Annotated in this window: 12 protein-coding genes; 6 read left to right on the top strand and 6 right to left on the bottom strand. The window is 32.3% G+C overall.

Annotation, left to right across the window (positions count from 1 at the left end):
* Positions 1–16: 16 nt before the first annotated feature.
* The 6 genes from tig to ABRY23_02005 all read left to right on the top strand — a co-directional run bounded on the left by tig (position 17) and on the right by ABRY23_02005 (position 9,695).
* On the top strand, positions 17–1,309 hold the full coding sequence (gene tig, locus ABRY23_02030; protein MFA3781827.1) for a trigger factor: 1,293 nt from the start codon (positions 17–19) through the stop codon (positions 1,307–1,309).
* Positions 1,310–1,325: 16 nt separating this feature from the next.
* On the top strand, positions 1,326–1,958 hold the full coding sequence (gene clpP, locus ABRY23_02025; GenBank protein ID MFA3781826.1) for an ATP-dependent Clp endopeptidase proteolytic subunit ClpP: 633 nt from the start codon (positions 1,326–1,328) through the stop codon (positions 1,956–1,958).
* A gap of 172 nt (positions 1,959–2,130) precedes the next feature.
* The gene (locus ABRY23_02020; protein ID MFA3781825.1) at positions 2,131–4,284 is read left to right on the top strand and encodes a S9 family peptidase; all 2,154 of its coding nucleotides are present in this window, start codon (positions 2,131–2,133) and stop codon (positions 4,282–4,284) included.
* 92 nt (positions 4,285–4,376) lie between these two features.
* Positions 4,377–6,746 carry a response regulator gene (locus ABRY23_02015; GenBank protein MFA3781824.1) on the top strand — a complete coding sequence of 790 codons (2,370 nt, stop codon included), beginning with the start codon at positions 4,377–4,379 and terminating at the stop codon, positions 6,744–6,746.
* A 26-nt stretch (positions 6,747–6,772) separates the two neighbouring features.
* Positions 6,773–8,242 (top strand): glutamate--tRNA ligase, encoded by a 1,470-nt coding sequence (gltX, locus tag ABRY23_02010; GenBank protein ID MFA3781823.1) that lies wholly within the window; start codon positions 6,773–6,775, stop codon positions 8,240–8,242.
* 1,063 nt (positions 8,243–9,305) lie between these two features.
* The gene (locus ABRY23_02005; GenBank protein MFA3781822.1) at positions 9,306–9,695 is read left to right on the top strand and encodes a PEGA domain-containing protein; all 390 of its coding nucleotides are present in this window, start codon (positions 9,306–9,308) and stop codon (positions 9,693–9,695) included.
* A 59-nt stretch (positions 9,696–9,754) separates the two neighbouring features.
* Here the strand turns inward: ABRY23_02005 and ABRY23_02000 are convergent, their stop codons facing one another.
* The 6 genes from ABRY23_02000 to ABRY23_01975 form a co-directional block, all read right to left on the bottom strand.
* The gene (locus tag ABRY23_02000; protein ID MFA3781821.1) at positions 9,755–10,204 is read right to left on the bottom strand and encodes a peptidoglycan recognition family protein; all 450 of its coding nucleotides are present in this window, start codon (positions 10,202–10,204) and stop codon (positions 9,755–9,757) included.
* A 58-nt stretch (positions 10,205–10,262) separates the two neighbouring features.
* Entirely contained in the window at positions 10,263–10,508 is a 246-nt protein-coding gene (locus tag ABRY23_01995; GenBank protein ID MFA3781820.1) for a hypothetical protein, read from the bottom strand.
* Between the two features lie 87 nt (positions 10,509–10,595).
* Positions 10,596–11,831: a diaminopimelate decarboxylase gene (lysA, locus tag ABRY23_01990; GenBank protein MFA3781819.1), complete on the bottom strand. Its 1,236-nt coding sequence runs from the start codon at positions 11,829–11,831 to the stop codon at positions 10,596–10,598.
* Positions 11,832–11,877: 46 nt separating this feature from the next.
* A complete protein-coding gene (locus ABRY23_01985; protein MFA3781818.1) occupies positions 11,878–13,005 on the bottom strand; it encodes an aminotransferase class I/II-fold pyridoxal phosphate-dependent enzyme in 1,128 nt (375 codons plus the stop codon).
* An 8-nt stretch (positions 13,006–13,013) separates the two neighbouring features.
* Positions 13,014–15,941, bottom strand: a complete 2,928-nt coding sequence (locus ABRY23_01980; GenBank protein ID MFA3781817.1) for an FAD-binding and (Fe-S)-binding domain-containing protein — start codon at positions 15,939–15,941, stop codon at positions 13,014–13,016.
* A 209-nt stretch (positions 15,942–16,150) separates the two neighbouring features.
* Positions 16,151–17,620, bottom strand: coding sequence for a glycosyltransferase family 2 protein (locus tag ABRY23_01975; protein MFA3781816.1), 1,470 nt, complete (start codon positions 17,618–17,620; stop codon positions 16,151–16,153).
* Positions 17,621–17,969 lie beyond the last annotated feature (349 nt).

Here is a 17,969-nt window from a genome sequence, read left to right as displayed (position 1 = left end):
TAATGTAGAGGACTAATTGGAAGTAAAAATAAATAATATTTCAAATTCCTTACAAGAGGTAGAGGTTACATTGAACTATGATGAAATCTCTCAAGAAATAGCTAATGCATACAACGAAGAAAGAAAAAAAATTTCTCTACCTGGATTTCGTAAAGGCAAAGTTCCTATTGAGCTATTGAAAAAGCTATACCGCGATGCAATCGAATATCAAGCAAGCGAAAAAATTGCAACTAAAAAATTTTGGGATATAGTTGATAAAGAGAAACTAAAGCCAATCAACACTCCAAAACTAACTGATATCAATTTTATTATTGATTCAAAATTATCATTTAAAGTGCAGTATGAAATCCTCCCTAAAATTGAACTAAAAGATTACAAAGGACTTACAATAGAAAAACCAATCTTTAAGATTAGCGAAAATGAGATTGATAAAGAAATCGACTATCTTATAAAACCATACTTGAAATTTGAGGATGCTGAAGTTGTTGATGGAGCTAACTACAAAATTACTGTTAATCTACAGCGGATAAATGAAAATAATGAAAGTAACGAACCAATTAAAGAACCAAAGGGTGAAAATTTAGTTATTAACCTCAGCGACGAAAATGTTAATCCACAAATAATAAACAATGCAAAAAATAAGAGGGTCGGGGAAAATTTTAATTTTGAATTCGTTGATGAACATTACCATGGAGATGAAAAACATACTGTAACTTATAGATACACGGCAAGAATCCTAAAGATTGAAAAAATTATTTATCCTGACTTAACAGATGAGTTAGTTAAAAAAATCTCTAAGAACAAGGCAAACAATATTGAAGAACTAAGGCAACAAGTTAAAGAAGATATTGAAGCTTATTACAAAAAACAATCTGAAGATATTTATCTCAATAATCTATTAAACGCCATCGTGAAAAATAATGATTTTGAGCCTCCGCAAGGTTATGTAAATACAATCTTAGAAAATTTTGTTCAACAGGAAAAGTCACATTATTCCTCTAAAAAAAATAATCTTAAAAACTTTGATGAAAAAGCAGTTGAGGAATATTATAAACCAAGAGCTGTATGGAACGCCAAATGGCAAATTATATTAGAAAATCTATGTGAGAAAGAAAACATAAAAGTAGACGATACTGATATTGAAGAAATAGCAAAAAAGGAATCCGAAGCTACCGGCATTTCTGTTGCAAAGCTAGTTAATTATTACAAAAATTCAGATAGACTAAATTCTTTAAGAGAGGAAAAAGCCATTAAGTTTCTTATTGAAAACAATAAAGTTAAAGAAGTAAATCCTGAACACAAAAACTAAGAAAAGGGCGAATCAAATGAACAATCAAATTTATAATCAGCTTGTACCTTATGTCATTGAACAGACTGGGCGTGGTGAGAGAGGTATGGACATTTTTTCCCGTCTGTTAAGAGAAAGAATTATATTTTTAGGAGAAGCTATTGATGATCACGTTGCAAGTATTGTAATAGCACAACTTTTATTTCTTGAAGCAGAAGACCCTGAAAAAGATATTAACTTATACATAAATTCCCCAGGCGGAAGTGTATCAGCAGGACTTGCCATATACGATACAATGCAATACATTAAATCAAAAGTAGCAACAATTTGTGTTGGGTTAGCTGCGAGTATGGGTGCCATACTATTAGCTGGGGGCGAACCAGGAAAGAGATCAGCTTTGCCTCATTCCAAAATAATGATTCACCAGCCTTGGGTTGGTGGCCTACAGGGACAAACAACCGATATAGAAATTCATGCAAAGGAAATGATAAAAACTCGTGACACTATCTACAACATTCTTGTTAAACATACTGGGAAATCCCTTGAACAAATTACGAAAGATTGTGACAGAGATTTTTTTATGACTTCGGCAGAGGCGAAAGAATATAACTTAATTGATAATATATTAGAAAAGAGGGTCTTACCTATCGATAAAAAAGAAAAAAAATAAGAACTAATTGAAGTGGTAAGGGCTTTATATCTTTATTTTTCTTATAAGTCGAACCGCCTGAGTGAGTAAATATCTTATATTTGATTTTGTAATAATATTCTTATTCAATAAAAAATAGACAATGAATATATTCCTTTATAAAAATTTTTCTCTTAAATAAAAAGGCGGTAGTATGAAAGCAAAATTTTTTTTCTTTTTAATTAGTTTACTTTCTTTTTGTTATGTAAATGCTCAAAATAAATTATTAACCACAGAAGATGTTGTAATAAATTCCTATTCTTCGTTAGCTCCTCAAAATCTTAAGCAATTAAACTGGATAGCCAACACAGAAAATTTTTATTTCATTACAAACGACGCTGACCAGGCTTTGGTCGTGGGTTCTTTATATAATACCAAAGTTGATACTTTAATAAGATTAAGCGAACTGCTAACACAACTACAGAATTACGGTATAAAAAATTTAAGCAACTTTCCGCTCATTAATTGGGTCAACTCTGAAAATTTTACATTCTTTACAAATAATAAACTTTTCAGTTACAACGTTCCACTAAAAAAAATGCGTCTAATCAACCAAGTTGATGAGAATACAGGCGATATATCTTTATCTCCAAACAAAAAATTTATTGCATTCACAAAAGGCAATAATCTTTTTGTTGCTCTTTCAGAAAAAAATACTGTTCAAATTAGCCATGATACTATAAGCGATATTGTAAATGGTCAAGCTGTGCATAGGAACGAATTTGGAATAAATTCTGGTATCTTTTGGTCACCTAATAGTAATTATGTTGCTTATTACCGCATGGACCAAACTATGGTAACAAACTATCCAATAGTTGATATCAGTTCAACTCCCGCTAAATTACATAATATTAAGTACCCAATGGCAGGTCAAGCAAGTCACCATGTAACTATAGGCATCTACAACATTAAAACAAACGAGACTACATGGCTAAAAACTGGTGAACCTCTTGATCAATATTTAACTTGCGTTACTTGGAGTCCAGATGAAAAATATATTTTTGTAGCACATTTGAACCGAGACCAAAATCATTTACAGTTAAAAAAGTATGACATTTCTTCCGGAGAACCTATTCAAATTCTGTTTGAAGAAAAAAATGATAAATATGTAGAACCGCTAAACCCATTATATTTCAGACCTAATCACCCAAGCGAATTTATTTGGATATCTAGAAGAGATGGATATAATCATCTTTATTTATATGATATTAATGGCACTTTAATAAAACAAGTTACCTCAGGTAATTGGGAAGTGTTAGACTTCGAGGGTTACGACAGCACTGGCAACTATGTTTACTACTATTCTACTGAAATTAGCCCAATCGAAAGACATTTTTACAGAATCAATTTAATAAATGGTCAAAAAATAAATTTAACAAAAGAAGAAGGAATCCATAGCGTCTCAGTCAGTTATAATGGAAAATATTTTATTGATAATTTTAATAATATTCACACACCTAGGGTTATTAACATAATAGACGAAAGTGGTAACACTCTTAGAAATTTACTAACATCAGAAAACCCGCTAAAAGATTACAAACTTGGAAGAATAAGAATATTTAAAATAAAAAATGACGAAGGAACTGAATTATACTGCAGAATGATTTACCCAGTTGATTTTGATTCGACTAAGAAATACCCGGTAATTGTTTACGTTTATGGTGGACCTCATGCACAATTAGTAACGGACAGCTGGGGATATGGTAGATATTCATTATGGTTCCAGCAGATGGCAGAACATGGCTACGTAATTTTTACTCTCGATAATCGAGGCTCATCTAACAGGGGTTTAGCTTTTGAACAAGCAACTTTCAGAAGATTAGGTACCATTGAAGTAAAAGATCAGATGACTGGTATAGCATATTTAAAAACATTGCCTTATATAGATACGACTAAGTTCGGTGTATTTGGATGGAGCTTCGGAGGATTTATGGCAACTTCATTAATGTTGAGAACTAACAATACATTTAAGGTTGGTGTTGGCGGCGGTGCAGTTATTGATTGGAAATATTATGAAGTTATGTACACAGAAAGATATATGGATACCCCGCAGCAGAATCCTGAAGGATATAAAGAGAGCTCTTTGCTTAATTATGTACAAAACTTAAAAGGGAAATTACTGCTTGTGCACGGTACGTCCGATTCTACAGTAGTTTGGCAGCATACCTTAGAATTCGCTAAAAAATGCGCTGATTTAAATATACCATTAGACTATTTTCCATATCCTGGCCAGCCTCATGGAGTAACTGGACCAGATGCTGTTCATCTTTATAATAAAATTACCAATTACTTTTTGGATAATTTATAGCATCTAATAAATTTAAAATGGTTTCAAAACTTTGATTATTTCTTTATTTTAACTTAACAACGAAATTTAATTATCCAAAACTAACTTAGTTAATGATAACAAAAACAAAGCTTAGTATTTTAGAAGAAATAGATAGATTAAGTGATTCCGCAATTAAAGGATTGGATTCATTTCCTGAGGAGATTTGTAACTATTTAGCCTCTGAATTAGAACTTCAAACTGTAGCTTTATTCGAAGTTACAGGCAATAGTAATTTGCTTGTACTAGGTCGTTCTGTTGGCACTAAAAAAAATTATTTAAAAGGTTCTTCTTTCAGCTGTTCGAGCTGTCAACTGTTAAAAGACAATTCTGAATATACTATTCATTCTAATCCAAATTGCGAGATACAGGTATCAGAATTTCTTGTATATGAAAACTGTATTAAATTCCCACTTAATTTAAAGAAACAAGCATTGCTAAAAATTGCAAAAAAAACACCATTTTCAAGAGATGATAAAGAATCTCTAGAGAAAATTATCAAGCTCATCCAAGGTCTGTTAAATCTGTGGATTTCATCCAGAGGAGGTGAAATAGGCTTTTCAAGATTGCCAATAAATAAAATAATTATTGATTCATCTCAAGAATTAAAAAATATAGCAAATCAAGTCATATCTCATTCTACTATTTTATCAGAAAAAAACATAAACACGCCTTTGTTCGAACAGTTAAGCACAATAAAACGATTATCCCAAAATTTACTTATAACATTAAATGACCTTATTGAATTAGCCAAAATAGACCAAGGTAACATCCCTATAAATATCAATAACGTTAGTCTCTCTACGGTTATAAACGATATCACGACTGTATTTAAAAGTAAACTAACAAATCCAAACATAAATTTAGTAGTTGATATTTCTAAAGAGCTTCAGCAAAAATTCCCAATCGACGAGCAAAAACTAAGATACATTCTTATTAATCTTCTTCAGGTAAATATTGCATTAACCGCCCGCGGAGAAATTAAAATCAAAGCATCAAAAGCCTCCGATACAAAGTTCAACATTACTATTACAGATACGAGTAAAGGTCTAAGCAAAGATAAACTTGCAAAATTTTTTGAGCCTTATTCCCTTCAAGACATCAATGAAATAAAAACTACCACGCTCACGGGTTTATCATTAACTCTTGTTAAAAAATACATTGAACTTCTCGGAGGCACCATATCTGTTAATCTTACAGAAAACTCGGGCATTTCATTTAATATAACGCTCACTAAAAGCGGGGATGTTATGGACGAAATTAAAAATCAGATAACTCAATTATCTAAGTCCGAAACTAAAAATAAAATTTTAGTTATAGAGGATGATTACGCAACGTCCAAATTGCTTAGCAATTACTTGAATAAATGGGGTTACGAACCCACTATTGTAAGCAATGAAGAGCAAATAAAAAATTTAATAAACAAAGAAAATTATTTGGCAGTAATATTAGATATTGAATTGCCTCACATCAACGGTCTTGAACTATTAAAAACAATTCATAACAATCCAAACACTAAAAATACGCCTGTAATTGTTTGTTCAATCGAGCCAGAAGAACAAAAAGCCTTTTTGATGGGTGCCGTAGAATACTTCGTAAAACCAATTAATTATAATTTTTTGGTCGAGGTACTGCAAAGTTATAAGCTGAAAAAAGATTCGAACGTTCTCTGCGTTGATGATGATATACCCACATTAAATTTAATAAAACAAGCAATTGAATCTGTCGGGTATAATGCAATTGCTGAAAGCGTTTCTGCAAATGTTATGGACTTAATTAAAGATAAGAACATTGACCTTGCCATAGTTGACTTAGATATGCCTACGCCAAACGGCTTTGAATTAATCAAAATGATTAAATCCGAAAAAAAGTTTACAAATCTTCCTATAATAATCTATACGGGGAAAGAAAATTACAAGGAAGACTTAGAAAAAATAGAAGGACTTTTTGATGAACTGCTTGAAAAAAAATCAACAAACATTGAGGATCTTGCCGATATAATTAATGCAATGATTAATCGTTATGAACTCCCCCCTCCGGTTGAAGAAGTACTGAAAAAAGAAAATGTAATAAAAATTTTGTTAGCAGAAGATTATAAACATTCGCAAATTATTGTTACCCGTTTACTAAAGAAAAATAATTTCGAAAATGTTGTTGTTGTAGAAAATGGAGAAGCTGCATTGGAAATGGCAAAGAAGGACCAATTTGATTTAATACTAATGGATATGCAAATGCCAATTATGAATGGATTTGAAGCTACTGAAAAAATTCGTATGCTGCCAAATTATAAAGATGTGCCTATCATTGCATTAACTGCTTTCGCAATGAAAGGCGACCGCGAAAAATGCCTTGAGGTAGGCGCAACAGATTATATACCTAAACCAATTGATAGTAAAGAATTTATTGATAAAATAAAATACTACACTCAAAAGAATAATAAATGACTTCCTAATTCTTACAAAAAAACAAAATGCCAATGTTATCAGAAGTACGCGTTAGATTTGCACCAAGTCCAACTGGATATCTTCATGTAGGTGGGCTGCGAACAGCCCTATTTAATTTTTTATTTGCTAAGAAAAATCATGGGAAATTTATTCTAAGAATAGAGGATACTGACCGAAACAGATACGTAGAAGGAGCAGAAGAAAATCTTATTGCTATACTTAAGTGGATTGGCTTACAATATGATGAAGGACCTGATATTGGCGGCGAATTTGGACCTTATCGACAATCTGAAAGATTAAATATTTATACTAAACATGCGCAAGAGTTGATTAATAAAGGCCATGCATATTATTGTTTTTGTACTCAAGAGAGATTAGAAAAATTAAGAAAAGAGCAGCAGCTTCTAAAATTTCCACAAGCAAAGTATGATAAATACTGCCTTAACCTAACTAAAAAAGAAATTGAAGAAAAACTTTCAAGTGGTATTCCTAAGGTTGTAAGACTTAATGTAATACCTAACCAAAAGATTATTTTTAACGATGTTGTACGTGGCATTGTAGAATTTGACAGCAATAATATTGACGACCAAATATTAATTAAAAGTGATGGCTTCCCTACTTATCATCTTGCAAATGTTGTAGATGATCACTTAATGAAAATTAGTCATGTAATAAGAGGCGAAGAATGGCTGTCTTCTACCCCTAAACATGTTTTGCTTTATGACTTTTTCAATTGGGAACGACCAATATTTGCACACTTACCTCTCTTGCTTAATCCTGACAGGACCAAACTTAGTAAAAGGCAAGGTGACGTAGCAGTAGAAGATTACAGAGATAAGGGTTATCTGAAAGAAGCATTAATTAATTTTGTTGCCTTATTAGGATGGAATGCCGGCGATAATAAAGAATTTTATTATTTAGATGAATTAATTGAAAAGTTTTCGTTCGAAGGCGTTAATAAGTCGAGCGCCGTTTTTGATGTTGTAAAATTAAATGCTCTCAACGCTGAACATATACGAAAAAAAAATACAACAGAACTTTTGGCATTACTGAAAAAAGAATTATCCCAATCACAATTTTCAAATTCTTCATTTTCTGATGAATACTTAATGCAAGTAATCGAGGCAATGAAAGAACGAGTTACCTTCGTTAAAGAATTTATTACCAATTGTAAATATTTTTACGAGGAACCAACCGAATATGAACAAAAGGCAATTGAAAAAAGCTGGAAAAGTGAAACACCTGAACAATTAAAAAAACTAAGGGATAAATTTGCTGAATTAACAAACCCACAAAAAACTGACTACGAAAAGGCTTTATCACAATTGGCCGAAGAACTAAAAATTAGCAAAGGAAAATTAATCCACCCTCTACGATTAGCTGTTTCTGGACAAAGCACAGGCCCTGGGGTCTATGATATTGTCTATATATTAGGTAAAGATGAGGTAATAAAAAGAATAAATAATGCTATAGAAAAAATAAAGCTTAGCTCTTGATTTCTGTCAATTAGTATGAGACAAAGACTTTTGATTTTATTAATAAACTCTAAGTCTTTATTTGCCACAGATTGAAGTTTACGCTCAGTTTTGTAGTTCCATCATACATTTTTGCATCGGTAATAATCCAGATTGCATCAATAATTCGCTTTAAAGGAAGCATGGTTGGTTGAGGAATCTCAACCCTATATCATTTGAATCATCTGTTCTCATCAATATAGGAACAAGAGCCTCCAGCTCTCACATCTGTTTTCATCGGTTGGCTAAACAAATAAAACTGTTGTTATAACAAAGCAACCTCCTACTACAAAAAATTCAACATTTTACCTTCTTTTGTTGGAGATTGCTTTACTCTTTTCGTTCGCAATGACAATGAAAAAAAATTGGTTGAGATATTGGCTCTCTCTTCATTAGTTACACATAGAACCACAGAGAATTCACGGGGACAGTAATTCTTGATGTATCCTTGAGCCCATAAATTAAAATGATTTTATTTGACTTATAAGCAGATTAATATAGTTCCAATAGAGTAATAATAGTTTCATTCAGAAATTGACGAGCCTTTGACTCAATTATACTATAAACAAAACCTTATCCTATTTTTTGAATAACCTTAGTAACAAAACCAAAAACAAAAATGAAGATAACCTTATTACCTTATTCTTAATTTTTGTTTATTAACATGCGATGCCAGTAAAAGTATTTCTTTATTCTCTCAAAGTCTTTCTCCGTTAATTCATTATACCTTCTTACATCGAGATTATCTGTTAAATCATTTTCTTTAACCCAAAAAATTCATGAGAATTCACCACCTTGTGGTTAGAGATGAATTTTTTGGGCTTAATCTTTTCCTAAAAAATTTGCTCTTGGGACTAACACCATTGTTTGAATTAACGTAGGGGAAGCAAATCTTTAGCAGACAGCACTTACCTATTGATGCAGCAAGTCCACTTCTGCATATGTAAATTCCTACTTAAATTTCACTCCAATTAACAACAGAATGTTATATTTTCTTATAAATTTTCACAAAAAAAATTCGATAATAAAGCAAAAAAGAAAAGAGATGAGAAAACTTCCATTTTTATTATTAATAACATTATTAGAATCTTGCGCTACATTTTTAAACACAACCACACAGGATATTAACTTAAAAACAAATCCACCGAATGCTAAAATCATTATAGATGGGAAAAAGTATGGGACTACGCCCCAGGTTATCAATTTAACAAGGGATTCAAATCATATTGTGAAATTTGAATTGGATGGTTATGACATTTATGAAACGCAGATCACAAGAAAAATTTCCTTCTGGTTCTGGGGCAACACTTTAAACGGATTTATACCAGGTATGTTAATTGATATGTTTACAGGTTCTATGTATAAATTGCTTCCTGAGTCAATTAACGTTGAATTACAGCCAGCTAAAGTGGAACCACCTAAAAAAAGAAGGTAATTACTCCATCTAAAACCTTTATAACGAAAGCTGTACCTTATTGCAATAGATGACTAGTTTTATCTATTAATATTTTTTCCCATATTTTTTTCAACCGACGAAATTACATAACCGTTTTCAAAAAACTTATAGAGATTTTTACCTGGACAAACTGTCATTTTTGAATAATCTCTGTGAGTTTTAACATTGTTTAACGATATTTTAAATTTTACTACTAGGAAAGTAATTAAATTAATCAACGAATTTAATTGCTCCGTATTTGGTTCTTGTATTTCATAGTTCCCCGTTACTTCAATTAAAATATGATTTGTCGGATCATATTCGGTATTTGTATCACCTGGATAGTTAATTGGTCTGCCTTCATAAATTTTTCCTTCAAGATCAATCATAAAATGATATGGAATGTCAATCCACTTTTTTTCAGTTCTGCTCCATGATTGTAAATTCCTAATATTATCTATCACTTTATCCTCATCATAAAATTCTACGCCGCCATGATGAACAGTTATATAGAGACTTCTGAAAAATTCGATGAGTCATTCCCGTGAAAACGGGAATCCATTATTTTCAAAGTAGATTCCCACTTTCGTGGGAATGACAACCGCTGATAATTTTATTTTTCAGATGTCTCTTTATATACTTAAATTCATGTTGTTGTTTGATTGTATCTTGCAGTGGAAGCCAACCCCATACTGCTCTTCTTATTACATTTAAACTATCAGGATAGTTAATCTCGACCATAGGAATTTTTTCTTGTTGAGCAGTTATTGGCACAATAAGAGTTAGTAATAAAATTAATGTTATGGCTTTCATTTTTTGTCCCAATTATAATCTATTAATTTCATATCCAAGTAAATGCAGCCGTTGTAGATTTGAATCTTTTGTACATTAATAACAATTTCATCCTAAATGTGAATTAATCAATGAATCTGCCAGTTCACTGTTCGATAATCTTTTCGTTGTTAAAATATCTTTTCCATTTACCACAAGCACCTCTGCAGGCAAAGCACGGAGATTATATAAACTGCCCATAGAATAGCAGTATGCACCGCCATTTTTAACAGCTAAAATATCACCTTCGCGTATTTCAGGAAGTTCTCTTTGTTCAGCAAAGTAATCTCCGGTTTCGCAAAGGTTCCCGGCAACATCATATATTTTTAACTCGCCATGAGGGTTACTTAAATTTTCAATGTGGTGATACGAACCGTACAACATTGGCCGAATTAAGTGGTTAAATCCTGAGTTAGTGCCGGCAATTAATCTTTCTCTATTTTGTTTTAAAGTATTAACCTCAATCAATAAAGTACCAGCTTCCGAAACAATATATTTACCAGGTTCGAAATACATGTATAATTCCTTTCCATAATCTCTGCAAAATTCAAAGAATATTTCACTGATTTTTTCGCCAAAACTTGCATAATCTATTTTAGGAGTCATAGGTTTATAAGGCACTTCAAAGCCGCCGCCAAAGTCAATAAATTTTAAGTCAGGGAAATTTTCTTTTGTAGCTATAGCAAGTAAGTTTTTCATACTTAAATATACTTTCTCGGTCTCTGCAATGCCTGAACCTGTATGCTCATGGAGTCCAACTACAATTAAATTATATTGTTTAACAATTCTTTTTGCTTCTTCAACTTCTGATAACAAAATACCAAATTTAGTTATATCGCCGCCTGTCATAACATTTTTATGTGCACCTGCAACTACATCCGGATTAAATCTTAGGCAAACCTCAGTATTAGGGTATGCCTTTGCATATTTTTTGAGTCGTGAAATTGAACCAATATTAAAAAGCACACCAAGCTTTTTAACTTCTTCCATCTCACTATCTGTTATATTGTTGGCAGTATATAAAATAGATTCTTTAGAAAATCCCAACTTCAATGCAAGATGAACTTCTGCTGGACTCACAGTATCCAAAGATGCATTAACACTTTTCAACAATTTTAAGATACCTACATTGTAGTTTGCTTTTACTGCATAAAGAATTTTCAGCTTAGGCCACTTAATGTATTCATACAGCTCTTTATACTTACGAACAATTAGATCACCATCATAAACATAAAGCGGCGTTCCATATTTAGAGGCATAGTAAAGAAGTTTTTCTCTATTGAGATTAGAAGTGCTGTTTAGCATACTTTATATCCTGTAGAATAATATCAATCTTAAAAAGAACTATTTCTCATAAAATTTTTCCTAGTTCATAGAGTAAATGTTCTATTTGTTCTTCAGTGTGAGTTGAAAAGACAACAATCCGAAGCGAGCCGGATTTACCTGCACCGATATAATTGATAAGCTGAATCATTATTCGTTTTTCCATTAGTCTTTGATGCACTCGTCTCATTGATTCGTAACTATCTAAATTAAAAGCAGCAATTGGAACCACTGAATCATCTACTTCAACGCCAAGATTCTTGAGGCCGTTTTTTAGTTTTCGAGCATTTTCCCATAATTTAATTTTCATTTGCGGATTTTCTTTTAGGATTTTTAATCCCATCAGACTTGCAGCGGCAGCAGAAGATGGCGGGGGTGTAGAGCCAAATTGAGTATAACTTTGCTTAATCTCTAAAATAAATTTTTTAGAACCGGGTATAATTCCGCCAAACCCACCTAATGCTTTAGACATTGTACCGCCAAAATATAATCTCTTGGATTTTAATTTGTAATGTTCTGCAGTCCCTCTGCCATTTTCACCTATAACTCCCAAAGCGTGGGCATCATCAATCCACATAATCCCATCATATTTTTTTACAATATTCAAGTATAATTTAATGGGTGCGATTTTGCCTGTAATTGGAAAGATGCCGTCAGTAATAACTAAAGGACGTCCTCCTTTTTTCAATGTTTTCTTTATTTTTTCTTCAAGGTCATTAGGATTTAAGTGCGAGAACTTGTTGATTTTTTTGCCGCTTATTTTTGCAGCATAGTTATTGCTGTAATGTGAAATCTCATCGATAAAAACAGAATCAAACAAGTTCATATTAACCAAAGCCTGAACAGCTGCAATGTCGCTTAAAAAGCCTGAAGCTAAATAAACAGAATCTTCGCAATTAAAGAACTCTGCTGCTTGCTTTTCTACCTCAAGTAAAAGTGGTGTTGTGCCATAACTGTTGCGTGATGAAGAGCTGTTTATTCCATATTTATTCAAAGCCTTAATTGCCGCATTAATTACTTCTTTATTATTATGAAGCTCATAATAACTTGTGCCGCCAAAGTAATTGTAAAGCTTTCCGTTAATTATGGTTTGTGCACCCGGAGCGCTTTCCATCAAAAAAATATTACTCTTGTCTTGATAAAATTTTTTGTTCATACATATATTCATTTAATTAAAGCATCATAAATAATTTCGACAGGATGGTAAGCAGCTCTCTGCACCCCATCTTTTATTTGATGTCGACAGCTGGTACCTGGTGCACAAATAAGTGTTTCATCATCTAAATTTCTAATTGCTGGGAAAAGTACTAATTCACCAATTTTCATTGAAATCTCATAATGCTCTTTTTCATAACCAAATGAACCAGCCATGCCACAACAACCTGAAGGAATTTCTTCTACTTGGTAGTTCAGTGGAAATGATAAAACTTCTATTGTTGGTTGAGTGGAAGCAATAGCTTTCTGCTGACAATGACCATGTAGTTTTATCTTCTTTTTTTCAGTCGTGAATGAATCTTTAGAAATTTTCCCCTTTTTAATCTCAGACGAAAGGAATTCTTCAATTGTAAAAGAATATTTCGCTATTTTTTCCGCATATGGTTTTAAATCAGAATTAACCAAATCAAGGTACTCATCTCTAAAAGCTAATATGGCTGAAACTTCAATACCAACTAAAGGATTTTCTTCGGAAACAAAATCCTTCAACAATTTTATATTCTCGTTGGCTATATTTTTAGCTTTCCTTAACAAACCTTTTGTAATAAATGTCCTCCCGCTTTCGAGATGTTTAGGGACAATTACTTCGTATCCTAATTTTGTAAGTAGAAGAAAAGTTTTTATTCCTAAATCTGCTTCATTATAATTTGTGAACTCATCAACGAACAAATAAATTTTGCCTTTAGTAAAATTATTCTTTGAATATTTCCCACTATTTTTTCTGTACCACTTCACAAAAGTTTGTTTAGATAACAATGGGATTTTTCTGCGGGTTGAAAAACCAATTAATTTATTAATTAACTTTAACTTTAGGAATTGATTAACAATTATAGAAAAGTTTGAAGCGAAAGAATTTATTTTTGGTAAATAAGCGATTAATTTGGTTCTTAAAGGGATTCCGTTTGCATCGTAATAGTGTTGTAAAAACTCACTTTTCAATTTTGCCATATCAACACTAGATGGGCATTCTGATTTACATGCTTTGCATGAAAGACAAAGATCCATCACCTCATAAATTTCTTTATGGTCAAATGGATTTTCTTTTTTCGATCGAGTTAAAATTTCTCGTAAAGTATTTGCTCGAGCTCTAGTAGTATTTTTTTCATCTCTTGTGGCTCTGTAACTTGGACACATAGTACCGCCAATTAAATCTGATTTTCTGCAATCACCAGAGCCATTGCATCTTTCCGCAGCTCTTAAAATCCCTTTCGTAGAACTGAAATCATAAATCGTTTGAATTTCCCGAGTGCCTTTATCCACTTCATATCGAAGTGAAGTGTTCATTTTAGGTGTATCAACAATTTTGCCCGGATTGAAAATATTTTTGGGGTCCCATACTTTTTTTATTTCTTTACATAATTCATAATTATGCTGGCCAATAATAATTGGAATAAATTCTCCGCGCAGTCTGCCATCTCCGTGTTCACCGCTTAGCGAGCCTTTATATTTTTTTACAAGATGAGCTATTTCATTAGTAATTGAGTAAAACAATTTGACATCGAATGAGTCTTTTAGATTTAACATGGGTCTAAGGTGCAGTTCGCCTGAGCCAATGTGAGCATAGTAAACACAATCGAGATTATTTTTTTTTAATATCGCATGAAATTCTTTCATGTAATTAGGTAAATCTACAGGACGCACGCAGGTATCCTCTATAAAAGGTTCGGGTCTTTTATCACCCGGAATATTAGATAATAATCCAAGTCCTGCGTTTCTTAACGACCAGACTTTATTAACATCATCTCCAAATAACACTGGAAAATGAAAGCCATAGCCAGCTTTTCGCATTTCACTTTCCAATTGAGAAGCAATTTCCATTATTTCATCTTTTGTATCGCGTGCAAACTCTACTACTAAAAGCGCTGCCGGGTCACCTTTAATAAAAAAACGATTTTTTTGTTGACCTATATTTACTTTTGTACATTCTAAAATTTTGTTGTCAATTAATTCTACTGCTCCAGGCTTGTATTTTAATGCTATTAAATTTGCTTCGAAAGTTTCTTCAAGTGAATTCATGTGAATAGGAATTACACCTACAACTTTTGGGAACAAAGGCAGCAGATTTAATTTCAATTCGACGGTAAAAGCTAAAGTACCTTCGGAGCCTGCCAAAAGCTTACACATGTTAAAATCGCTTTCGCCTTTGCCAAACACACTGCATTTCAAAAGCTGGTCAATTGCATAACCATTATTACGCCTGTTAATTTCCTGATGAGGATACTCGTCTAAAATCTCTTTTTGATTTTTTGGGTCGGATAATATTTCATTTATTTTTCTGTAAATAATGTTTTCTAAAGAATTACCTTTGCACTTTTCTTCAAATTCATTTTTCTTAATCGGCTTAAAAGTAACTTCGCTGCCGTCGCTTAAGATTACTTTAGCTTCAATAACATGGTCACGAGTAGAACCATAAAGAATTGAATGCGCACCACATGAATTATTGCCAAACATACCTCCAAGCATACATCTTGTGCTTGAAGCTGTTTCTGGGGCAAAAAATAAATCGTATTTTTTTAAATAAATATTCAACTCATTAAGATTGACGCCAGGTTGAACTCGTACCCATCGTTCTTCTTTGTTTACTTCTAAAATTTTATTCATATATTTTGAAACATCTACTACAATGCCATTGCCAACAACTTGTCCAGCTAATGAAGTGCCGGCAGCTCGAGGAATTATGGAAGCATTGTTTTCAGCAGCAAATTTTACGATAGCCTTTATATCATCAACTGACTTAGGCAAAACAGCGGCAATTGGTTTTTCTCTGTAAGCAGATGCATCAGTAGCATAAATTATTCTCGTCAGTTCATCGATGAGAATATCACCTTGAAAATCTTTTTTTAATTCTGTTAATCTTTCTAATACATCTCGTTCCATATATTTTCTTAAACTCCTGTATCTTTAATGCAATATTATACTTTATGTTACTAAAACTAAAGGTTTCACTAAGTTACACTAATTACTCATAAAGTTTTTCTAAAATGATTTTGAGAGAACAATTCCAAAGCTAAGTTTAATGCATTCCTTTATGTAACTGAAAAAATAATTTTTACAAATTGATCAGTTAAAACAAATCATACCCAGACTTAACTTTTATTTTTTCTTTGACGAGCAAGTATTTCAATTGTTCTTAATCTATCCTTATAATGATTATATTTATTTAGCTTATCGATATCTAACTCCGCATCAGTATTTCCTTCCCATCTTCTGCAGAGGTAAATGGGTTCATAAATTCTGCCAATCTTATAATCACGGGATATCATAAGACCAAGAGCATAATCTTCGCCATAACTTACATTTGGAATTTTATATTCACGCAATAAAGGTGTATAGAAAGCTCTTGGTGCTCCAAGTCCATTTACCCTCAAAGCATTATTTCTGCCATTATCTTCAGTCCATTCTTTATGATCTACAATTCCAGGTGGAATTTCCTCTAATTTAAAATTAGTCATTTTATATGAGCCGATAACCATAGCGCATTTTTCTTTGTAAAAAGTATCTATAATTTTTTGCAAGGTATTTTCATTTGCATAAATATCATCACTGTCAAGCTGAACTGCAAATTTACCACATTTCTCGTTATGAACCGCTACGTTCCAACAGCCACCAATTCCTAAATCTTTTCTATCTGGAATTATATAAATTAATCTCGAATCTTTTTCAGTATAAGATTTAATTTTTTCTGTGGTTCCATCAGCTGAATAATTATCAACAACTATCAAGTTGAATTTAAAAGTAGTTTTTTGACTTAGCACTGACTCAATCGCATCGCTAATAGTTTTAACTCTATTTTTAACAGGGATTATAACAGAAGCCTCATATTCAAAATTCTCCCTATTAAATTCAATTTCTTTAAATGATGGTTTTAAGTAAGCATCGATTTTCTTCAAATGATCTGTGAAAGCTTTTTCCATTTCTATCTGTACTTCCCGGTTTTTTGGATTAACATAATCAAACTGTTTTGCCCCACTTTTGCGAGTATCCGTTTCAATTGTTGTGTATAAAAATTCGGGTATTCTCAAAATTTCTGTTTCACGAGAAATATGTAATCTCAAATCATAAAGCCCGGCAAATCGATAGTCTATTTTACTTTTATCTGAATTAATTGCTTCACTGTAAGATTTCAAAAACTCTGAATTAAATATCATCACTGGTCCAAAATCAAAATCATCTCTAACGCTGCCAAGTTGGTAATCAATTACTGGATGAGGCTCTAATAAACCTTCTTTAATTGTTCTATAGTCAGAATAAACTAATCCTGCACCAGTAGAATCAATAACATTTAAAAATCTTTCAATTGCAAACTGACCGAATTCATATTTATTGTCCAAAGTAAAAAGAAGCACATAATTTGTTTTCGTTTTTTCAATAATTCGTTTTACAGATTCAGTGCTGGTCAAGTTATTAATTTTTAATAATTCACAGCCTTTTACAGGAGCAACAGTTTCATCTGTTACCAACAAATATATCTTAGATACTTTGTTGGTGTTAATTAGTGTTTCAATTATCGATTTACTGAAGTCTGAACCACTATAAGGTAGAAAAGCAGTTATCATTGTTTTACACCTATATTTAGTCTAAATATTTAACCTAACTATTTATTAGAAATACAAATTATTGTTTAGGAAATAGAGACCTCTGAAAAACTAGATAAATCGGGGTCGTCTAATGAAAATTCACCATCTTGTGGAAAGTAATTTTTCAATTTTAAAACTTGCCTACCTCGGTAGGCTTGCTTGCAGCAAGCAAGTCTGTAAAAATCTACCTACAGGTAGACAGGCCTGCCCGCTGCAGGCGGATCCGTTAAAACCTGACTGCTCAGGCAGGTCTGTGTAGTCGATATTCTATTTTTTAATTTGTCCGCTGTATTCTGGCGGAAAATCTTACTTTTTAGACAGCCCACCG

It is taken from the genome of Melioribacteraceae bacterium 4301-Me, from assembly GCA_041538185.1.
GTDB classification, from domain to species: Bacteria; Bacteroidota; Ignavibacteria; order Ignavibacteriales; family Melioribacteraceae; genus Pyranulibacter; species Pyranulibacter aquaticus.
The sequence above is the reverse complement of the archived record's forward strand: the minus strand, read 5'-3'. Positions and strand labels throughout refer to the sequence as shown.